13 protein-coding genes are annotated in these 21,494 nt (G+C 52.2%); 2 read left to right on the forward strand and 11 right to left on the reverse strand.

Annotated features, from left to right (window positions below; genetic code table 11):
- Positions 1-10 precede the first annotated feature (10 nt).
- The 3 genes from ACX1C1_RS05465 to ACX1C1_RS05475 are packed head-to-tail and all read right to left on the reverse strand — an operon-like array spanning position 11 to position 3,466.
- The gene (locus ACX1C1_RS05465; protein ID WP_458956121.1) at positions 11-1,183 is read right to left on the reverse strand and encodes an ABC transporter permease; all 1,173 of its coding nucleotides are present in this window, start codon (positions 1,181-1,183) and stop codon (positions 11-13) included.
- The gene (locus ACX1C1_RS05470) at positions 1,125-1,901 is read right to left on the reverse strand and encodes an ABC transporter ATP-binding protein (protein WP_458957600.1); all 777 of its coding nucleotides are present in this window, start codon (positions 1,899-1,901) and stop codon (positions 1,125-1,127) included. The genes ACX1C1_RS05465 and ACX1C1_RS05470 overlap by 59 nt, the downstream gene beginning before the upstream one ends.
- Positions 1,901-3,466, reverse strand: a complete 1,566-nt coding sequence (locus ACX1C1_RS05475; protein WP_458956122.1) for an efflux RND transporter periplasmic adaptor subunit — start codon at positions 3,464-3,466, stop codon at positions 1,901-1,903. The genes ACX1C1_RS05470 and ACX1C1_RS05475 overlap by 1 nt, the downstream gene beginning before the upstream one ends.
- A 219-nt stretch (positions 3,467-3,685) precedes the next feature.
- Here ACX1C1_RS05475 and ACX1C1_RS05480 point away from each other — a divergent pair, with 219 nt between their 5' ends.
- Together ACX1C1_RS05480 and ACX1C1_RS05485 are read left to right on the forward strand one after the other, a co-directional pair.
- Complete coding sequence (locus ACX1C1_RS05480) at positions 3,686-4,360, forward strand: response regulator transcription factor (RefSeq protein ID WP_458956123.1); 675 nt, start codon at positions 3,686-3,688, stop codon at positions 4,358-4,360.
- A complete protein-coding gene (locus tag ACX1C1_RS05485; RefSeq protein WP_458956124.1) occupies positions 4,357-5,907 on the forward strand; it encodes a sensor histidine kinase in 1,551 nt (516 codons plus the stop codon). The genes ACX1C1_RS05480 and ACX1C1_RS05485 overlap by 4 nt, the downstream gene beginning before the upstream one ends.
- On the opposite strand, the gene ACX1C1_RS05490 is transcribed toward ACX1C1_RS05485, so the two are convergent.
- The 8 genes from ACX1C1_RS05490 to ACX1C1_RS05525 form a co-directional block, all read right to left on the reverse strand.
- Positions 5,892-6,323, reverse strand: coding sequence for a DUF3459 domain-containing protein (locus tag ACX1C1_RS05490; protein WP_458956125.1), 432 nt, complete (start codon positions 6,321-6,323; stop codon positions 5,892-5,894). The genes ACX1C1_RS05485 and ACX1C1_RS05490 overlap by 16 nt on opposite strands.
- Positions 6,324-6,587: 264 nt before the next feature.
- The gene (locus ACX1C1_RS05495) at positions 6,588-6,950 is read right to left on the reverse strand and encodes a hypothetical protein (protein ID WP_458956126.1); all 363 of its coding nucleotides are present in this window, start codon (positions 6,948-6,950) and stop codon (positions 6,588-6,590) included.
- A 338-nt stretch (positions 6,951-7,288) separates the two neighbouring features.
- A complete protein-coding gene (locus ACX1C1_RS05500) occupies positions 7,289-8,263 on the reverse strand; it encodes an aldose 1-epimerase (RefSeq protein WP_458956127.1) in 975 nt (324 codons plus the stop codon).
- Entirely contained in the window at positions 8,260-9,663 is a 1,404-nt protein-coding gene (locus ACX1C1_RS05505; RefSeq protein ID WP_458956128.1) for a sulfatase-like hydrolase/transferase, read from the reverse strand. The genes ACX1C1_RS05500 and ACX1C1_RS05505 overlap by 4 nt, the downstream gene beginning before the upstream one ends.
- A gap of 11 nt (positions 9,664-9,674) precedes the next feature.
- Positions 9,675-11,600 (reverse strand): ADP-ribosylglycohydrolase family protein, encoded by a 1,926-nt coding sequence (locus ACX1C1_RS05510; protein WP_458956129.1) that lies wholly within the window; start codon positions 11,598-11,600, stop codon positions 9,675-9,677.
- Between the two features lie 38 nt (positions 11,601-11,638).
- Positions 11,639-13,093 carry a sulfatase-like hydrolase/transferase gene (locus tag ACX1C1_RS05515; protein WP_458956130.1) on the reverse strand — a complete coding sequence of 485 codons (1,455 nt, stop codon included), beginning with the start codon at positions 13,091-13,093 and terminating at the stop codon, positions 11,639-11,641.
- A 194-nt stretch (positions 13,094-13,287) separates the two neighbouring features.
- Complete coding sequence (locus ACX1C1_RS05520) at positions 13,288-16,089, reverse strand: CBM96 family carbohydrate-binding protein (protein ID WP_458956131.1); 2,802 nt, start codon at positions 16,087-16,089, stop codon at positions 13,288-13,290.
- Between the two features lie 133 nt (positions 16,090-16,222).
- Positions 16,223-21,457, reverse strand: a complete 5,235-nt coding sequence (locus tag ACX1C1_RS05525; RefSeq protein WP_458956132.1) for an S-layer homology domain-containing protein — start codon at positions 21,455-21,457, stop codon at positions 16,223-16,225.
- Between the last annotated feature and the right edge of the window lie 37 nt (positions 21,458-21,494).

Here is a 21,494-nt window from a genome sequence, read left to right on the forward strand (position 1 = left end):
TAGAGAATGGTTAATCGTGTCTAAGCGCTTCGACCGGCTTTAAGCCCGCTGCTTTGTAAGCCGGGAAAAGCCCGAAAATAATGCCGACGCAAGCCGAGAACAGAAACGCATAAATCGCAATATCCGAAGCTACAGCCGTTGGCGAATCCATCGCATACTCGATTACGATTGCCGCTACATATCCTAACGCGACGCCGAGCGCTCCTCCCAGTGCGCTGATCGACATCGATTCGATCAGGAATTGGAACATGACATCGCGGCGCTTCGCGCCAAGCGACTTGCGAATGCCAATCTCGCGCGTACGCTCCGTCACCGACACGAGCATAATATTCATAATGCCGATGCCGCCTACAACAAGCGAGATCGCCGCAACGCCGACCAGCATCGTGTTCATCGTTTCGTTGACCGCGTTCAATGTATCCATGGCGTCCTGCTGGTTAAAGATACGATAGCTGTCCGTGTCGCCGCGGAACAGCTCCGTCAGCTCATTCTCCAGCTTCGCCGTCACAGCGTCCATAACATCCATATCCGTCGTCTGGAGATAGACGGAGCGAACACCTTCGCTATTGAAAATACGCTGAGCTACAGATAGCGGGATAAGCAGCTTCTCATCATTAGAGCCGCTAAGCGAGCTTCCCTTAGGCTCCAGAAGACCAACAATGGTGAATCGCATGCCGTTAATCAACACGATCCCACCAATCGGATCATCGTTCCCGAACAGATCATCCGCCGTTGTCACCCCAATTAGCGCCACTCTCGTTTTGTTGCGTTCGTCCATGGCCGTAATATAACGCCCGCTCTGCACACTGAAGTCCTGCACAAATTCGTACTCGGGCGTGATCCCGTCTACGGTGACGTTTGTGCTGGTTTTGCCGTATTTGGCAGATGCAGAAGAGCTTACAACAGGAGAGACGCCAGCTACCCCTTCGATTTCGGCAAGCGCCAACGCTTCGTCCTTCGACATAGTTGTATCTGTACCACGCCCGGTAATCGTCACGGACAACATATTGGTGCCAAGGGAGGATACTTGCGCCTCCACCTGTCTCGACGAGCCTTCGCCCATCGCGACCAGCGCAATGACGGTTGCTACCCCGATTAATATACCAAGCATGGACAGAATGGTTCTAAGCTTGTTCGACAGGATGCTGGAGAACGCCATCCGAAAGCCTTGAGACAGCTTCATGCTTTGCTCCCCCTTCCTCTTCGGTTAGACGACCGTCCCTCATGACGACAGTGCGGGAGGCGCGATTGGCGACTTCCTTGTCATGTGTAATCAGGACGATCGTATGACCCTCCGCGTTCAACTGATCGATTAAGGCAAGCACCTCATGGCCTGTCTTCGTATCGAGCGCGCCGGTAGGCTCGTCTGCGAGCAGAATCGGCGGATGACCAGCCAGCGCCCGCGCGATCGCCACGCGCTGCTGCTGACCGCCCGACAGCTCGCTCGGCTTGTGGTACATCCGATCCGCCAAGCCAACCTGCTGGAGAGCCAAGGTTGAGCGTTCGCGCCGCTCCTTGGACGACATGCCGCGATAGACGAGCGGCAGCTCCACATTCTCGGCTGCGGAGAGCTTCGGCAACAGATGGAACGATTGGAAGATGAACCCGATCTTCCGATTACGAATCGTCGCCAGCTTATTGTCGCTCAGGCCCTTCACCTCGGTGCCGTCCAACATATAGCTGCCTTCCGTCGGCGTATCCAGACATCCGATGACGTTCATTAGCGTAGATTTGCCGGAGCCCGAAGGACCAACAATCGCTACGAATTCACCGGGCATAACCTGGAGTGACACGTTGTCCAGCACCTGTACGCTCTCTTTGCCCATCATATAGCTTTTGGACAACCCTTGAATGTGGATAAGCGGTTCTCTATTTGCTCTATTTGCTCTATTACCGCCCATCATCGCGCACCGCCGCCTTGTGTCATAGCTCCGCGCATGCCTTGTCCTTGACCTCCCCCGAAGCCGCCGCCTCCGAAATTACCCGTCCCGCCGAAGCCGCCAGGGAACGCCATCTCTGTCTGCGCGCCCGATGCCGCTCCCACCGTACCTTGCGGCAGCGGCAACAACACCGTATCCCCCTCCGCGAGACCCGACACGATCTCCACATAGTTTTCGTCGCTAATGCCGACGGTTACTTCCTTCAGTTGCCCGCCCAGTCCAAGCCTCTCCGCCATCGCACTCATCCGGTCTGCGCCGGCAGCACCCATAGCGCCTTGTCCGCCGCCTGTTGCGCCTTCTGGGGCGGCGCCGCCTGAGGACTGACCGCTACTTTGCCCCGCGGCTCCTGCTCCTTCTTGCGTCGCGGTCTGACTTCGGCCGTTCTGCGTCGCAGCCGCCTCCCCTTGCGCCGCGCCGCGGCCGCCGCCTTGGAAACCGCCGCTAGCTCCAAATCCGCCTTGCGGTCTGCCACCGCCTTGTCCCTGCGCTGGTGCTTGTCCCTGCGCCGGCGCTTGTGCTTGCCCCGTAGTGCCAGCTCCTTCGCCAGCACCCGTGCTTCCTTCTCCCTCTGCGGCGTCAGCATTGGAGCTGCTTTCTTCGGGCACGCGCACATACGTTTTGCCCATCAACTCGACAACCGCATCGACAGGAACGACAATAACATCCTCACGCGAGGCAATAATCATGTCCGCCTGGCCAGACATTCCCGCAAGAACACCTTCATGCTCCTTTAACGCTATCGAGACCTCGTATGCTGCCACACCGCCGGATACGGATCCTTCTTGCGCTAATTCCTTAATGTCGCCTTGGAAGGTTTGGTCCGGATAAGCGCTCAAATACACCTCCGCCCCTTGCCCTTCGCTAATTTGCGGCATGTCCAGCTCATCCACCTGCACGTTGAAGGTGAGCGTGTCGTAATTCACAATTTCCGCAATAACGGTATTGGCTTGCACGGTGTCACCAACGGCAATTTCGCTCGCTGTCACCGTGCCGTCGACGGCAGCCTTCACTTCCAGCTTCTCCTCCTGCTGCTCGCGAAGCTCGGACAACTCCTTCTCGTTCGTTGCCATCTCCAGCTTCAGCATCTCGATATTAAGCTCGATGGATGCAAGGGATGAGGCATTGGGTTCCTCCGCGGAAGCCGCTTCCTTATATTGCGTCTCATATTGATCCATCTGCAGCTGTTGTTTCTTGATGTTCAGCGTAAGCTGATCGATCTTGCCGCTGACATCCTCTTGCTCAAAGACAGCCAGTACCTGTCCAGCCGTTACCTTGTCGCCTACCATGAAGCCAAGCTCTGCAATGGTTCCGTTCTGTCCCGCCACTACAGTCTCTCTCGTATCCGCCGCAACCGAACCGGAACCGCTTACCTTCACTTCGATTGCACCCCTGGTCGCCCGCGCCGTGATCGAATTCGCATTAGCTGTCTCCGCCTCCGACTGCTGCCCGTTCCAGTAATAATAACCGCCGGTGCCCGCGGCTGCGGCTATAAGCACAACGCCAACGCCAATTATCCATTTTTTCATGTCCACTCCACCTTCCGACTTTCGCTATCAAGAGGGACTATAGCATGGGTTCATGAACGGTATATGAACGATAAGAAGCGGCAGCCTTAGGGAGAATATCTGTTAATTTCAGCTTCCTTTCATCTTGCGTTCAGCTTTGTCTAAGCTTGTTCGTGTACGCTCGATTCAGTCCGAAAAATATACCATTTGTTATAGACCACATAGAGCGGAGGACGTACGATGCCCAAAATCGTTGTTGTCGACGATGATCCCCACATACGCGAATTAATCGGCTTGTTCCTGCGCAGAGACGGTCATCAGGTTGTGGAGGCGGCGGATGGTGTCGAAGCGCTTGAGAGGCTGGAGTCTATCCGCCCGGATCTGGCCATTATCGATATTATGATGCCTCGAATGGACGGATGGTCACTTTGCTCTGCGATCAGCGGGGCGTACGACATCCCGCTTATTCTGCTTACAGCCAAAGGCGAGACCGTACATAAAGTGAAGGGGCTTGAGCTCGGAGCGGACGACTATATGGTCAAGCCGTTTGATCCGCATGAGCTGATTGCCCGTGTGAAGGCGCTGCTGAGGCGATACCGGATTACCGTTTCGCAGAGCGTGGAGCTGGGGAGTATTCGTATGAACTATTCGGATTTCCGCATTTGCTCGGATGGCGCATCCCTATCCTTGCCGCCCAAGGAATTCGAGCTTCTGTTCAGGCTGGCCAGCTATCCGGGCAAAACCTTCTCGCGCGAGGATCTCATTACGCAGCTATGGGGGGTCGATTACGAGGGGGATGAGCGTACCGTCGATGTGCATATCAAGAGGCTCCGCGACCGATTCCCCGAACAGCGCTTCGGCTTCCGGATTGAAACCGTCCGAGGGCTAGGTTACCGATTGGAGCACGCTGGATGATACGCAGTCTCTACGTCCGAATCGTCGCCACCTTCTTGCTGGTTGTCGTGCTCAGCATCGCTCTCGCCTTTCTGCTCACGAACCAGATATTTCAACAATCACATGGATCACCCAATCAAAATTATCACGACGCCTTCGAACGGATCCGGCAGCTGCATAATGTAGCGGAACCTTCTTCGTTGCCCCGTTTTCTCGAAGAAATCGCTGACATGGAGGAAGTATCGATACTCGCCGTCAGTACAACAGGGGAGCATATCGCCGTAGGCGAACATGCCGAAGAACTCCAAAGGCGGATTGAAGGCATACAATCGACCAGAAAAATGGAATGGCTGCAATCAGATAACAAAAGCGAGGACGGACTGCGGGAGGCGTGGACGCTAGACGCGACTGAGGAAAGTGATCGGGTTGAACGCGATACTAGTGATACTAACAGCGACAAGCCTGTATGGTCCTGGGGTGTTCGTCGACTAATGCCGTTACCGTCACCGTCGCTAGGCGAAGCGATTGGCAGGCTGGTGACGCAGGGAGGCGAGCAATGGTCGATTTTCTTGCAGCATAACCGTTATCCGCGGAACAGCAACTTCATCCTAACAGCCGCCGCATTGCTGATGTCACTACTCATCATCGGCTCCATCCTCATCCTGTTCGCAGCCCGCTTCCTTGTCCGTCCAATCAAGACAATCAACGACGCCGCGCTCCAGATGTCCGCGGGCAACTTCAGCGTTCGTCTCCCGGTAAGGCGCAAGGACGAACTAGGGGCGCTTGCATATAGCATGAATACGATGGCCGATGGTTTATCGCGGATCGAAACGATGCGGCAGAATTTTGTCGCCAACGTCTCTCACGAAATTCAATCGCCGCTAACCTCGATTCACGGCTTTGCAGAAGCGCTTCGTTCAACCGACATTACGGAAGATGAGAAGTCGCGCTACGTCGGCATTATCCAACAAGAGAGCAATCGGTTATCGAAGATCAGCGAGAATCTACTGAAGCTGTCGGCGCTGGATGCCGAGCAGCATCCATTCCGTCCCATGCCGTACCGCTTGGATCGCCAGCTGCGGGAAGCTTTGCTCGCATGTGAGCCGGCTTGGCGGAGTAAGTCACTCCATGTGGAGCTGCGCGCGGAGGAGATGACGCTCATAGCGGACGCGGAATTAATGAGCGTCGTCTGGACCAATTTGCTGACGAACGGCATTAAATTCACGCCGGAAGGCGGAGCGGTTGTAATAAGCATGGCATCGTCGGAGAAGCACATCCTCGTGACCGTGCAGGATACCGGTCCCGGCATCTCGTCCGAATCGAGTGAGCGCGTGTTCGAGCGATTCTACAAGGCCGATTCTTCGCGCAATCGCACCGTCGGCGGCAGCGGTCTCGGCCTCGCCATTACCCGCAAGATTGTCGAGCTGCACGGGGGCACCATCGAGCTTCAGCAAGAACACAATACAGGGACCCTGGTAGATCGTCCACAGGGCGCCTGCTTTATTGTTAAGCTGCCGACTAAACATGCCCTGAGTCACGAAACACAGAATGCCTACTGCTTTATATAAATCTCGTATGCCCATGGCGCGAACGTTACAGCATGTTCCGCTGCAAGCGTAACAATGGAGCCGTCGCTTGCCGCCAGATAGCTGCCCGCCGAACTGCCTAATTTTACTGTGGATGCGACGGGTTCGGCGGACAAATTCATAATGACAACAACCGAGTTATCATCCTTGCTGCGCTCGAAGGCTAGAAGTCCTTTGTCGAGGGTTTCCAGCGAGTGAAACTCGCCTCCCGCGCTGCCGTTCCACAGTGCTGGATTGTCATGCTTGAGCTGGATCAGATGTTGATAGAAGGATTGCAGCGGCAAGTCTTCCCACGTTATCTCATCCTTGTCGAAGAACAGCAGTCTTCGATCAAGCCCAGCCTCTTGACCGGAATAGATCAAGGGCATACCCGGCAATGTGAAGGATAGTGCCGCCATGCTTTTGACTTTGGTCTACGCACCATTGTCGCTTACATTTTTGCTTCATTCGCTCACCTTAGCGGGTCGACGCACCATTATAGCTTACATTTGTGCTTCATTCGCTCACCTTGCCGCCTCGACGCACCATTGTCGCTTACATTTGTTGCCCGTAGTAAGTAATTTCCGGATATTCCGCCAGCATCGGCAGCTTGGCGGGATCGAAGTCACCTCGAATTCCGAAGTTCTCGAACTCGTACGTATTGATATCCATATCGTAATACATCATAGACCGATATTAGGATTGGAAAACGTAATATTATTGAGCTCGCTCCGAATTTCGTTATTGAGACGCAGACGCTCGTACGGCTCCGACACAGCCACAAGCTCCTCGATCAAGCGGTTCGTGCTGCCACCGTATGCAAGCTGCTGCGAGACGTGATTCAAGTTGTTGAGCGTATTCTCAAGCGTAATGATATCCTGCTTGAGATTGCTTTGGAGCGCGCTCTCCACCTTGTTGCCGATGATGGAGTCGATCGTGTAGAAGGAGATTAGGCCCAAGCAAATAAACGGAGCCAAACTGCTTATTAGGAAAATAAGGATAATTCTATTCTTGAAGGTGACGTTATTCAGCCGTTTCATTACCATAAGCGCGGAAGCTCAGCCCTTTCCCGGTTGACTATGAGGCAAGCGGATACACTTCGCCACTTCTATCATAACCCATCAGAAGAAGCCTTGCGTATGACGCTTTTTGTTGTTTAGGGTGACAGTTTTTAGTCAGGGGCTCCACGCCATATGCTTCCCTATTCGTGAAAAAAGACACCGCTTCCTATGAGGCCACTGAAGAACTTACGCTTTTTTCTTTGGCGGTTCGCGTAACAAAAAAGAAGACATTCACTCCCATCTTCCGGGATTGTATGTCTTCTTATTAGGTCGAATTCAGCTGCAACTTTCGGTAATTCTTAGACCGCCGACTGCCGCAAATCTTACATATCCTCTACAGCTATCTCCATAAAAAATAATAGCGAGTCGCCCTTCTGTAATAGACGAGCTCCCGTGTCCTCCCAAGGCAGCGGCACATGGTACGCGTCCGTCACACAGCTGTATGGCTCTAATGATATGGCCCTTGTCCATTGCGGAACAAACAATACAATGTGGCTCAGCTGCTCGCTTGTTGTAAGCCTAAGGCATTTCTTCCGCTCATTATATGAAATATGACTATGGTTAACGCCGTCCCTCATCGAGAACAGCCTGTAGCCGCTTTGGGGCGGGAGATCGTTAAACATGATTCCTGTATGCAATTGCTCGCAAAGAGGGGTATGCCGCGGTTGTCCTTCGATAAACCCGCTATGTCCAATCGGCCATTCCGCAATGGCGGGAATCTGTACTTGAACACTTTCCGCTCCAGCATCGGGCAGCCTGAAGTAGGGGTGCATACCTACGCCAACGGGAAGTCCGTACGCTCCATGGTTGCATAGCTTTCCTTCCAGGCGGAGCCCGCTATTGCTCAGCCGATAGGTAAAAACAATATCCAATTGACATGGCATCGGTGGCTGCGTTCCGGGATACTGATGGAAGGTCTGTCTGGTTGTAACGGCGACGCCCTCGGCATCACACAATCCCACCTCTACAATCGGCCATGCCTGCTTGCATAGCTCGCCATGCATATATACGCCCTCTGCTGGCTGCGGAAAGCAGAATCTCCGGCCCTCTACTTCGATTTCCTTGCTGACACGATTGGGAGGAAACAGAATGGGAATGCCCCATTTCGTAGGGGAAGCTTGAAGCTCCTCCAGATCCTGCGGAGCTTGGAGCCATTCCATCCCGTCAACCTGATAGGACACGGCCTGGAAGCCCAGCTCAGGTACAAGAGTGACACTTGCGCCAGTGCTGTTGTTGGATAAAGTTACACTTGTGTAGGAGCCTTTGGTCATAACTTGCCAGCTGAAGGGCTGCGTCATCGTTTGCGCCCCCGCAACAACTGGTCTCTCATCCACTGATTCTGTACAAGCGTGTCCCCTTCGCTGCTCAGAATATCGTATAGCCGGTGACGCAAATAGGCGATCATTTCTTTGTTGGCCGGGTCATGAATGCTATTGTGAAGCTCGTCTGGATCATCCGTAAGATGATAGAGCTCATCCACATCGGTTAAATTCCAGATTAGCTTCCATTCCTTAGTTCTAATCATGCGCTGGGTATAGAGCCCGAATTGTTGGCCGTTATAGGTTGCGACAACCTCTTCTCTCCAATCCTTGGCCTGCCCCTTCTCCAGCAAGTCCATCAGACTGCGGCCAGTCATAAAGTCCGGCACCCGCTCACAGTTTGCCGCCTCGAGCAGTGTCGGAGGAAGATCAAGCATGTTATAGACAAATGCGTCGCATCGGCTGCCTGGAGTCACAACGCCTGGCCATCTGACAATCATGGGCACATGCACAATATCATCATACAGCACATAGTGTTTATCCATCATACGATGACCACCGCACATGTCTCCGTGATCCGTTGTATAGATAACGAGAGTATCTTCACGCAGTCCCAGACGATCGAGCTCGGATATAAACCGCCCAATCGCATCATCCACCTGCGAGATAATTCCGTAGTACCTGGCGACAATAGGCGCCCATTGCTCCCAAGTCCAGTCTTCTACTTCCCAATTGATCAATTGCTGCAGCTGGATGTATGGTTTATTGTCAAAGGTATCCCCAAAGCTGCGCCACATCGGAATCTCTTCAGCATGATACATCGAAGCAAACGGCTCTGCAGGACGGCAAGGCAGATGAGGCTCCCGCAAATCCAGACGAAGATGCCATGGACCTCCATCTGCCGCATAGTTCTTCATCCTGTCAATGGCTTGCTGAGTCAGCCAATGCGTCTCTGTGTCCTCTAGCGGGACAGGATCCACCTCGCCAACAAAACCTTCCTTCCATGTTGTATCTGGATACTTCTCTCTGCGATATTGTTCATATTGAAATTCGCTAATATACTCATCGTAGCCGAATGCAGCAGGCGAAGCGGCAGGATGAACATGCCACTTGCCTATATAACCGTTCTTATATCCCAGCGCCTGCAGACCACGCGGCCATGCATACACATCAGGCTCCAGCGGCGGAATCCGGGGTCCGAGGTCGTAATTCCACAGCGTCCCCAGCGCCTCGGCCCGCCTGCCGGCAATAAAGGCTTGCCTCGCCGGGCTGCATAGCGGAATGGGAGTGTAAGCTTGCTCGAACCACATCCCTTGAGCTGCGAGCGCGTCGAGATGAGGCGTGTGCACAGGATAATCCTTACTATAACCCAAACAATCGTATCGCTGCTGATCAACCATTATAATGACGATATTAGGCTGCTTCCTCGCGTTTGTCATGGACGCCCCCCCTACATGCCATAGCTGAGATCTGTTATCCATTCTTTCTTATGCCAATGATCGCCTTCATACTTTCTAGCCCCGATACTAAATTCCAATTCCTTAGTCCGCTTAAGCAGCTTAAGCGTCACTCGATTGGAGCCTGTCTGCAGCTTTACCCTGACGGCATTGTTGTATGGGGTCCATAACCGAGTCTCATCCTTTGCCAAATATAGCTCTCCATTGACCCATAGCTTGAAGCCGTCGGAATTACCAATGACAAGCCATATCACTCTGGCATCGGGCGAGAGCAGCTCTTGCTCCAGATACAAGCAATATTGGCCCGCCAGTTGGAAATAATCCTCGATAGGCAGCTTGTCTTCATGGGCGTGGACTCGCGCGGCAGGCGCATCAGCAATACTAGCTTCAAACGATTCTTCCAAATAAGGCTTCTCCAGCGAGGCTTCATTATTAACCATACATTCCAGAGTCGGCAACACGCAGCCCTCTCCGTGCGGGGATGGCGTTCCTGGATCATCCTCTTTGTCCAGCATATCGAAATAGGGACCGTATGCCTTCCATACCGACGAACCTGCAATGCCAAAGGTTAACCCTGATAGCCGAGAACCGGAATGATGATAAAAGTCTGCGGTCAGCAGATTGCTCTGACTTACTTCCGTCACATGTGAAGGACAATAAACCCGGTTCGTCAAGACTGCTTCCTCGCCAGGCTGGAGACTTACCGCTTGTCTGTCAGCTTCGGTGTGCCACCCGACCGGCAATTGGCCGACAACAACGGAGCCTTCAATTAAGGCGGAAGTGTTATTTTTTACTTTAATAGTAAGGGGTACGCTGTCGCCCGCTCCGACTGACGGCACGCCTCCGTACTCCACCTGCAGGGCAATGCCTTCAACCGCCGGCGCCGGCCATTGCCATACAGACAGACCGTCTGGTATATCGGTTATTTGCAAAGGGGAGTCCGCCTGAAGCAGAGATACCCCGACACGGCAAGTATCCTCGGACAAATCATATACACTGTCGCTTCGTCTCTGCACATCAATGCCGCACACAAACCGATCATGAATCAGGGCAACCAGTTCGGCATCCAGTTGCTTAAAGCCGATCATGCCGCCCAGAATGGCCGCAGCCGTCGCACAGGTGCAATCGGCATCATATCCGCATTGCAAGGCGATCTGAATCGTCCTGCTCATATCCTTATTGCCGTACAGCAAGGCCAGTACGGTAATGCCGATATTTTGAGTTACATTGGTAAAGTCGGGATGCCCGAAGTCGCGTAGAATTCGCATGCGGCAGCCTTCCCAGTCCTCAGGATGCTCGTTATGATAACGGATAACCATACGAATACAGCGGGACAAGGTGCTATGCTCCGGAACATAAGCAAGCCCGATATTCAGCAGGGCGTGGATGTCCGACTCCAGGAATACCATACTCTCCATAGCAGAGAGCATCTGCTCGGCCCATACCGAATTATCCGCATGATCCAATTCTCCGTCCAGCTTGGCAAACGCCGCCGCAAGTGCCGGCTGTCCGGGATAAATAAAGCCCCAAATTTCTGACCGGATGGGACACCCCATGCCTTCCTTGAAGAAGCTGTTGTTGAAGGTCCCTGACAGCGGCGCCGCGATGCCTCTGCGTGCATTTTTCATAAAATACCCATATTCGCTGAACGGATACCAGCACTTTGCGAGCCATGCCTCGGTCAAATCCCGCGAAGTCAGATGCGGCCCCTTCTCTTCGATGACATCCAGCCACAATAGCTGCAAATCGAGATCGTCATTAGGAAGCTCAGGCTTCATAATCGTTCTGAAATCCTCAATTTCAATCTTCTTCTTAATCCCTTCGACGGGTGCACCTGCTGCACCGCCGAGACATTTGCCATACCAGCCGCCATATACCTTATCCAGGTAGTCTTTATACGTGATGGTTGCGTAGCCCACAATACAACCTCCTTATTAAATCTAATGGATCCAACATGTTATGAATTTAATTTCTTGATAGGCGGGTAATCCGTTTCAGTTGTTATGGCCCAATGGAGCAATTGCTCCATTAAAGCATAGATAATCGGCTGGCTGCCCTCCAAGCCCGAAATATCGTGCCACTCCTCTGGATCATGCTCCAGGTCATACAACTCCTTCATGCCATTGACACGGTATACCAGCTTCCACTTGCGCGTACGAATCATCTTTGAGCGACTCAAGGTCCAAGGATGCTCTACCAGAAGCTGCTGCTTCCAATGGTAATTGGGATGTCTTCTGGCATGCTCTTCGCTGTCCAACGCCGCCGTTCTTACAAGCGCCTTCTCTTCTACGCCGCCTTCGCAGAACACCGCATCCCGATGGCTGGTCTCAGCTCCCGTAAGTACACCGCGGAGCGAACGGCCCTGCATCCAATCCGGTACCTCCAAGCCACAGAGATCCAGAATAGTAGGCGCAATATCGATATTCTCAACCATGGCATCCGTGTTTTGACCACTCAGAAGCTGTCCGGGATATCGAATAATCAAAGGTACGCGGATCAGGCAGTCATAGAACATGGTATCCCACTTCTCCACAGCGCCATGCTCCCCTGCGAAATCGCCATGGTCAGATGTTAGAATTACAATGGTTTGATCTCTCATCCCGTTATCTTCCAGCTGCTGCAGGAGCATCCCGATTTGATCGTCTACATAACTGACCATTCCGTAATAGGCCTCCACCACCTTGCGCCAGTCGGCCTCGGAGAGTCCTTCAAGATCATACACCTGTCGGTACGTTCTCAAGAGATCCGGTGCGGCATCCAGCTGTTCTCTAGCCGGCAGCTTGATCTTCTTGTCTCGAATCAAGGCGATAAAAGGGTCGATGTCTGTATAGGGAGGATGCGGCGCATTGTAATTCATTAGTAAGAAGAAGGGTTCTGATGATGTCTGTTTATTGAGAAAAGCGATGCCCGCTCGGGTCGCTATGGTATCCGTCATCTCATCGATCACATTAAAGGGACCGCGATAAAAAGCACGGAACAAACCATCGTCTACTTCATCCAAGCGCCGCTCCCAAGGCACATCCAGACCCGGCTGCTTGGTATGGCACTCGTCAAAGCATTCGTTGCAATAATCAGCTTGAAGCGTATGATTCTTGCCGAACATAGCGGTGCGATATCCAAGCCTCTTCAGTTCTTGAACAAGGTTATTCTCCCCCCGGCTCACTTCAAATCCAGGCAACGTTCGATGCCCCTCTACATGGGGATATCTGCCTGTCATTAATGCCGCGCGAGACGGCACACATTTAGGAAATGTGCAATACGAATGTTGGAAGCGCATACCCTCCTTTGCCAAGTGATCCATATGCGGGGTAACGGCATCCTCATTCCCATAACAGCCAAGCATGTTGTACTTGCATTCGTCCATGGTGATGAGCACAATATTCGGTCTCGACAATGTGTCTATATGAATCACAGCCCTTCCACGGTTTCTATATCCATTCTGTTAACCCTTAAATTATAGAAAGAGAATGCCGGAATGACGATGTGCGTGGATTACAGTTCTTGTCCTCAGAAAACTGATTTCTGTTGACTGCACAATACCTCATTGCATGAAGCAGACCCTCAGCCATGCCAATCGACATGGTTGAGGGTCTGCTTTCTCTATCGTTATTCCGTTATAATAAGCACCGGGCTATTGCCCGACGATTCAGAGGAATCAAATTTCAACAGTCCGCCAGCTGCCCCCTCCAGTGCAAAGCTATACACCCCGCTCCCCGTCACATAATCGGATACATCAATTGTCAGCCACGTTCCTACATCGCCTGTGACGACCGGATGCGTGTAAATTGGCGTACTCACGGCCGGCTTGTTATTCCAGATGATGCCGCCCTCCGTCCATCCATTATCGTTTACCCGCGACACAACCAGACTCTCGTTCGCCGATACTGAACTGACCTTGAGCCTCAGCTTTGCTTCTATAATCGCAGATGCGGAGGAAACCGTAAACTTCAAATAAGACATCCTCTTGTCATTGCTCCCGTTCTTCACCTCAAGCAGCTTGCCGGATCCATAATTACTGTTTGCATTGGAACCATTTTGTACTTTGGCGTCATCTGTCGGCATGATTTCAGTAGTCACTGCACTTATATTTTTTCTCCAAAGCCCGCTGCCTTGTGTGGATACAAACAAATAGTCGCTGTTATTGGCATGAATAACCTTTGCCCGCTTGGCACTTGGCATATATAGATATTCACCATCCGAGTACTGACCCGTTATATCGCTCCAGGTCACGGATCCATCTGTACCGATCACTCCCTGCAAGGAGGCATAACCTTTCTTGAAGCTGTACACCGCAGCATGGATGAATATACGGTTGCCCGAGCCGGCCAGCCCATTCATTTGCAATAACATGTTGTCGCTGTCCCACCAGGAGCGCGCCGTGAGTGCAGGGATATCGGAATTCATCAATATCGTTTCCCAGCTGGCTCCCCCGTCGCTGCTTAAATATAAAGCCGTGCCGCTTGATAACGCGATATACGTAGTCGTTCCATCGCTCCATACCGCCATATCGGTATGGGTGCCGCCTGAGCCGGCTGTCGGATGAATGCTGTTCCAGGTCCAGGTGCCGGATTGGTTAACTCCCTTGTAGGTCCCCGCAGAAGAAAGCACATACAGTATATTTTCATCGGCGGGATCCACCTCAAGCCTGCGAACGTTCTTATTCGTTAGCGCAGTACCTCCAATACTCCAGAACGATCCTGTTCCGTTGGCGATGCCCATAATGTTGCCCGTCATGAATACACCATTGGATCTGCCTAGATAGACCTTGCTTGGATTCGTTGGGGCGGCTGCAATGGAATAGGTGCGCGCCGTGCCGCTGATGCCCGCTTTATTGGTCGATCCGCCGGCAGCATAGCTCCAGGTGTCATTCGGAGTAAGCGTTTGCAGTTTTTTGATATGAATATAGGATTCCGTCACATTCCCCCCGTAGCCGCTTCCGCCTCCCAAAATAACAAGCGGCGGTGTCGTGTTTGTAATCTCAAGGGAGTCGCCATTGCTCACCAGCTTAGGGGATACGGGAGGGACCTGCGCCCAGGATACGCCGGCATTCCAGCTTTCAACTACACCGTTATCCGCTTGCGCTTGTATCATATAATCGTTGTACATGACAAAATCGTTGTTAAAGGTCGATTCTATGCCGGTCGATTGATACGTGTCTACCCCGTTCGTTGTGTTGTACAATGCGGTAGTTTTGTAGGTCCAGCTTGTAAGAGGCTGGGAGGGATCCCCCTCGAATACCGTTTGCCGATTCGATATCCACAGCCTCCGCGTCGGCCAGCTTGTTGGCGTGTATTGATAGTGTCGCACCAGCGGCGTAGAGATCTTGGTATTCCATCCCATATCATAGGAGAAGCCGTTTCTGCCGGATTGATCGAACACCAGTGACCAGGCATGGGACGTAATGGCCCCCGCGTTCACCGCGAAGCTCCCTTCGTACAGTCCTGTTGTCCCATATAACTGACCGAGCAAAATATGATGCTCGCTATTGGTGGAGCGTGGATCCATGACCGGCATCCAGTAATCATCGCCATTGCTGTTGCCTGTAGCCAATCCGGTCGACCGGTCCGTCCAGGCATATGCTGTGGCAGTGGTTGACGTTGCAGCAGAGTAGAGCCTGTTAAGCTTCGGATCGGACTGGTCTACATACACGGCATAGATGAACTGTCCGTCCGGAGATAATACAAGACCTCTGGATTGACCAGATGTGCCCGCTGGCGCTGTAATCTGAGAGAAGCTTGTGCCGCCGTTCGTGGAACGATACACACCTGCATCCGCAGCTAAATATACGATATCGCTATTCGCCGGATCGGTAGCTATTTGGTAGAGCTGCTTGTAGCCATCCGTTGATTCATATTTGGTTTTGGACCAGGTTGTTCCTCCATCCTTGGAGTAATAGACATATCTCGGTCCGTCTTTTACTTGATCCGGATCATTAAAGGAAGCCAGCTGACCGTCCTTGTTATACCAGCTATGGCCGATGTAAATGTGGTCGGGCTGATTGGGATCAATGGTAATAGCCGCCACGGCAAGCGGATCCGGGAGATTAGGCGACATGACCTTGGCCCAGCTTATCCCCCCGTCATTCGATACAAACAATCCATTCATCCCGCCAAGGAAGTACTTGTCCGGTTGTCCCGGCACTGCTGTTATCACAAATACCATATTGTGCTTCAAGGTATGATTGACATTGGTCCAGCTTGCGCCGTAGTTATCGCTTCTATATAGACCCTCCATATCGCTTAAGAAGAACACTCTTCCGGGTGTATTGGGATCCGGATATACATATTGCACCTGCCCGCCTCCGCCAGGATTAAGCGATTCCCAGCCAGTGGCAGACGCCAAGCTTGCGCTGGTAGACAGCAGCAACAGAACAACTAACCAAATACGGAACGCTTTTGTGATCATCATTTCATTCCTCCTATTATTGTCTTGTCTTTTCACGAAATCCGGATAAGCTGCAGAAGCTTATGCATCCCTAGCGTTCTCTTAAAAAAGATGCAGGAAATACAATCGTACTTCCTGCATCTTGCCTAAGTCGTCTCTAGAGCGACCGGATCAACTTATAGATTAACACCGCCACCTCCGCTCTGGTTGCAGTATGAAGTGGATTCAGCTGCTGACCGGAGCCTTGGACGATCCCCGCCTGCACTAACGCTGCAACACTGCTCACAGCATAATCGGCTACATTATCCGCATCGGTAAACCGGTCAAGCTCATCAGAGCCTGTGACGGGTGGCCTATCTGCGGCCAAACGCAACGCTCGATCCACCAGCACCATCATATCCTGCCTGGTTATCGTCTCATTGGGACGATAATCAGCTTGAACCCCGCCCTGTGCAATACCCAGCGCTTTGGCTATGCCTAACGCTTCGTAATAATAGGCATCCTCGGCAACATCAGTAAAGGAATGATCTACTGGCGCCTTAAGTCCGAGAGCCCGCACCAGCATGACCATAAAGTCAGCTCTTGTAACTGGTGCATGGGGATGAAATTCTTGGCTGCTTACTCCATTTGTTACGCCTCTTGCCGCAAGCACCTCGATAGCATGCTCCGCCCAGGCAACACCGCTGATGTCTTCAAACGACTTTCTGACATACGAAACAACATAGGTGCCAGAGCCATCCGATATAAATCGGATCACTCCTGCTTCCGGATCATAATAACCAGAAGGCACGGGCGACCGCACGCCGTCGCTATCGATTCGTTGAACAACAATCCAATCCGGATTGGCCAGCTCAGTGCCCGTTGGTTGATATTGCATGGCAACCGGTACTCCTCTTAGGAGTGGTCCAAGCTCCGCAAGCTCGCTTGTCGTCCATTGCAGCGTAATCGCCGGCTTGCCGTTTGTTTCGTTTGCTTGGATCGATATCGTAATGGAATCTGATTCCTGAATCGACTGGCTGTCTACTAGATGATCAGGTAGTCGAAGCGTGCCGACTGCCGTGGCAAGCTCCACACGAATATCTGAGTGAAAGAACGCCACAGGGAGCTCTAAGGCATATCCCTCTGCCCCTTCGCTTGGTGGCAGCTGTATCGTCATTTGTTGATTGCCATTCGATTGTGCCTGCTGCAGCACCTTGCCCCAATCCTCCGCGGACAGTTTGGCTGCTGCTACCTGATTCTTATTTATTGTCGTCTGCACTCGAAGGGTCATGCTGCCGTCGGCCCCCACTTCGACGACTAGCGGGGGTTGCGCAGGCGGTACAATTAATCCGGAGGATCCTCCCCCTTCTGTCGCTGGCGCCTTCTTGGTTGTAAAGGCAAAGGAAAGCTTGTAGGTCAATCCTTTATCATTGGAGTCAGTGATCGAACCTGCGTCCAGATGGACGATATAACGTGCTTCTCCGGTCAAGGGACGGCTTGGCGTCATTGTGACTTGCTTGCCGGCTATCGAATACGCAAACGGCACATTGCCATCCGGTCCCTGAATCTGAATACTATTTATGTCGACATGAGCAATAGCTTTATTCGCAGAGATGACAATCGTATCGTTGACATCCACCCATTCCGCCGAGCCGCGTGGCGAAACTCGAACAATCGTAAACGGCACCTCCGGCTGAGGTGAACGAACTGCCTGCCCGATCACTTCCTTGCGCCACAAGCCTGCTCCTGTTGTTGCAATATAGACATACACCTTATCATCCACCTCATGGAAGCTGGCTGCTCGACCATGCGGATACTCCAGGTAGCCTTCCTCTCCCGGCGTCCCTGTCCATTCCCTCCATATAACGGTTCCATCCTGCTGAAGCTTTCCAATAAACGCTGCATACCCTTTTTTGGAATCCTTAGTCCCCGACGATACGAACAAGTAGTCTTCATATCCCGCAACTGTTCCCAAATCAAGCGTCATAATCGAAGTATCCCACCAGATATTGCTCTTGGATGCAATAATTTGTTTATCATTCATCACTTCGGTCCATGTTGCACCGCCGTCCGTCGATAAGTAGAGCGTATCCAAGTGACTGACGAGCATATACGTAGCCCCTTGATATCCCCATACGGACATATCAAAGCGAAGATCGCCTCCTGAGCCGCCTTTGTCAAATACGCGAGTCCAAGTCCAGCTATCGTTGGCGTATTCTCCTTTGAATATCCCCTTGCTTCCTGCCATTGTATACAACACATTGCTATTGTATGGATCAAATTCAACATAGCGGACAGAGGTTTGATCCACCTGACTGTCATTAATTTCGACAAAAGGCGCTTCCGGCGTGAAGTCGTATTGACTCACATCCAGCGTATCCATAAACGTTTCTATATCCTCTGTCATATACAACCCGTCGTCGGTGCCGAGCACTACACGCTTGGGCTGTAACGGATCGTATGCAATACTGTTGATTCTCTTATAGGGAACGGTAGCTAACGTTATAGTATTGCCGAGCTCATCCCTTGTCTGTCCGGATAATTGCTCCCAGCGCTCATTGTTAGGCGTGAGATCACCCAATCGCTTGCCGTACATGGTGCTGTTGTTGCGGTTGGTCACCGCTCCCAGCGCCGCGCCTACCAGAACGATTGGTTCCTCTAACGGAATAATTCTTACCGAGTCTGCATTCGCCTTGCGATTATCCTCGGCCGGCTGTGTCCATGAGTATCCGTAATCCCAGCTCTCCAGCCAGGCATTATCCGCTTGCGCCTGTACGACATAATTGCCGTAGGTATCCATATTCCAGTTAAATGTAGATTGTACGCCTCTTGAGGTATACGAGGTAAACGATTCATTGCCCACTGTGTACGTATACGCTTGCTTGCTGCTTATCAGCTCCCAGCTTGTATATGGAGAATCAGGATCGCCTCCATATACGGTTTGTCTCTCAGCCAGCAGCACTTCTCTGTCCGGCCAAGAGGCAGGGGTATACGTATAATGGCGGCTTAGCGGCCCGGCTCCCCAGAATGTCGCCAATCCCATATCATATTGCCAGGCTTGATTGGAGTCCTCCGCATTTACAATGCCATCAAGATGATAGATCTTCTTCCAGCTTCCCGTTGCATGGCCATCCTGATCAATCTCGAATGTTCCTTCGTACACCGCCGACGCTTTGTTTAATGTGCCTATTATTAATTTATGCTGCGTCGCGGTAGAACGGGGATCCATGACCGGCTTCCAGAAATCCATTCCGGCAGCAGAATAAGTGACTGAGCCTCCAATGTCGGTGGTTTCGGAAACTGCAAATGTAAGGCCCTCATCAAGCTTTGTCCATTCCAGACTATCCGTGCGGGCGACAAACACACTGTAGGTCAAGGGGGTTGTAATGCTTCCGTTCGTTTTCACTTCGTCAGCCGTTTTATAAGTTGCATAGATATACTGACCGTCCGGCGATACTGCAACGCCTTGACTCATACCGCTGTAGGCGACTGAATCGGCGGGAGGTGCTACTTTGCTCCAGCTCTGCCCTGCATCGATTGACCGGTATACGCCTGCATCGCCTCCAAGGTACAGCTCATCCCCATCAGCGGGGTTAATAACAAGAGAATAAACATGCTTATTACCCGACTGCTGTTCATAAGGCACAGTCGTCCAGCTGGCTCCGCGGTCCTTCGACATATAGACCACTCTTGCCCCTGTCATACTCTGCGCGGGCTGGGAGAAGGTCGAGAGCTGACTTGCTGTCTTGTTATGCCAGCCTGTCGCCGCATAGATGTTATTGGTATTGTGAGGATCAATCACGATGGAAGCAATGGAAACCGCCCGAAGCTCCGGCACCTCTCTCCAGGACAAGCCGGCGTCATCCGAGATGTTCATGCCCATAATGCCGCCTTCGTATACCCGGTCAGCATCGCCCGGCTCCACCGCAGCCGTAAGCGACAGCCCGTTATTCAGGTCTGCGCCAATGTACAGCCAGCTTCTGCCGTAATCATCGCTTCGATAGTTGCCCTCCATATCACTCTGCAGATAGATGCGGCCGGGTCTATTGGGATCCAAGGCAAGACCTTGAATCTGACCTCCAGCTCCCATATGGAGGCTTTCCCAGCCCTCCTCGTGCTGCTGCGAAACATGATTTACAAAAACAACGCTGCCCGGCTCCGATTCATGGCCATATGGATCATAGGCCGTTACCGCAATCGTTTGTTCCGCATTTGCCGTAAGACCCGTTAGGGTGAACCGGGTCGTCGCGGCATCCACATCGTCAATGAGAACACCGTTATGATAAATATGATAGCCGCTTATCTCATCCTCAGACGGAGACCATGTCAATAGCGCCGCAGTATCCGTTCTTGCATTCAGCCTTACTTGCTCCGGAGCGGCAAGCTGGATGTGCTGCCCGTAGGTCACCGTCAAGCTGGGACCATCCGAAGATTCGCTCTGCTCGGCATCGACAGCCTCAACCTTAAACGTATAGGATTGGTCCTCTTGCAAATCGTACAGTGCATACGTCGACTCTGTAACCGTTTGCAATAATTGGCCGTCCTGATATACCTTATACCCCGACACGCCCTGATCGTCGATAGCACCGGACCAGCTTAACCGAAGATGATCCATGTGTTGCTCCGAAGTAAGTGCGCCGCTAGCCCAGGAAGGCGCTTGATTGACGGTGACCGCTTGAATAAATAAGTCATCGAAGTAAGCATTCTGCTTGTTGGTCATAATTGCCGGGCGCCCCGATGTATAAGGCGTATCCGAGTCATCTACAACGGTCAACAGCTCCACATCGTTCAGGTAACCCCTCAACACAACTGGCTGGCTCCCCGTCGCTGCAAGCTTCAGATTAAAATACGTATCAGGCGCCAGATCAGGCACATTCGCACCTGATACTGTCTTCAAAGCTGTTCCATATCCGTTCGAATCTCTCTTCTGAATGGACAGCGCCTGATTTCCGTTCCCGCCTTTATGGTCATAGGCCAACAAATAGGAGCTTTTCCCATTCATATCTCCTCGTATAATGATCCCTACACGCTCCATCGTGTTGTCTGCCCAAGCGGGCACTCTCACGTTCACCTCAGCGGCATAATCGGTCCAAGTGTTCCATGAGACGCTGCTGTTATTATAGGCTGGCGAATAGGCTGCGCTTGCATTGCTGTTATACAAAGCTTTGGTGTCATTAGTTCCTTCTTCGTCAACGATCGACCACGGCGCTGCAGCTGTCTCATTGCCGAAATTCCAGCCTGCCGCAACGGCTTCCGTCAGATCCGCATATTCATAAGGCTCCACGGTCCCCTCATTGCTCGGTTGGTCTGACAACGCTCCAAACGCCATATTAGCACCCACAATGCCGTTAAAGAAGGAACATACCAACAGCAATGAAATACTTACCTTTAGCAGCTTGTCTACTCTTCTCACACTGTTCACCTCGATTTCTTAAATTGGATTCATAACG

This window comes from Paenibacillus sp. strain BS8-2 (genome assembly GCF_054483835.1).

What these genes read in the sequence shown, in the direction of transcription:
- ACX1C1_RS05465 (WP_458956121.1), bottom strand. Translation starts at nt 1,183, where the DNA reads ATGAAGCTGTCTCAAGGCTTTCGGATGGCGTTCTCCAGCATCCTGTCG.
- ACX1C1_RS05470 (WP_458957600.1), bottom strand. Translation starts at nt 1,901, where the DNA reads ATGGGCGGTAATAGAGCAAATAGAGCAAATAGAGAACCGCTTATCCAC.
- ACX1C1_RS05475 (WP_458956122.1), bottom strand. Translation starts at nt 3,466, where the DNA reads ATGAAAAAATGGATAATTGGCGTTGGCGTTGTGCTTATAGCCGCAGCC.
- ACX1C1_RS05480 (WP_458956123.1), top strand. Translation starts at nt 3,686, where the DNA reads ATGCCCAAAATCGTTGTTGTCGACGATGATCCCCACATACGCGAATTA.
- ACX1C1_RS05485 (WP_458956124.1), top strand. Translation starts at nt 4,357, where the DNA reads ATGATACGCAGTCTCTACGTCCGAATCGTCGCCACCTTCTTGCTGGTT.
- ACX1C1_RS05490 (WP_458956125.1), bottom strand. Translation starts at nt 6,323, where the DNA reads ATGGCGGCACTATCCTTCACATTGCCGGGTATGCCCTTGATCTATTCC.
- ACX1C1_RS05495 (WP_458956126.1), bottom strand. Translation starts at nt 6,950, where the DNA reads ATGGTAATGAAACGGCTGAATAACGTCACCTTCAAGAATAGAATTATC.
- ACX1C1_RS05500 (WP_458956127.1), bottom strand. Translation starts at nt 8,263, where the DNA reads ATGACGCAGCCCTTCAGCTGGCAAGTTATGACCAAAGGCTCCTACACA.
- ACX1C1_RS05505 (WP_458956128.1), bottom strand. Translation starts at nt 9,663, where the DNA reads ATGACAAACGCGAGGAAGCAGCCTAATATCGTCATTATAATGGTTGAT.
- ACX1C1_RS05520 (WP_458956131.1), bottom strand. Translation starts at nt 16,089, where the DNA reads ATGATGATCACAAAAGCGTTCCGTATTTGGTTAGTTGTTCTGTTGCTG.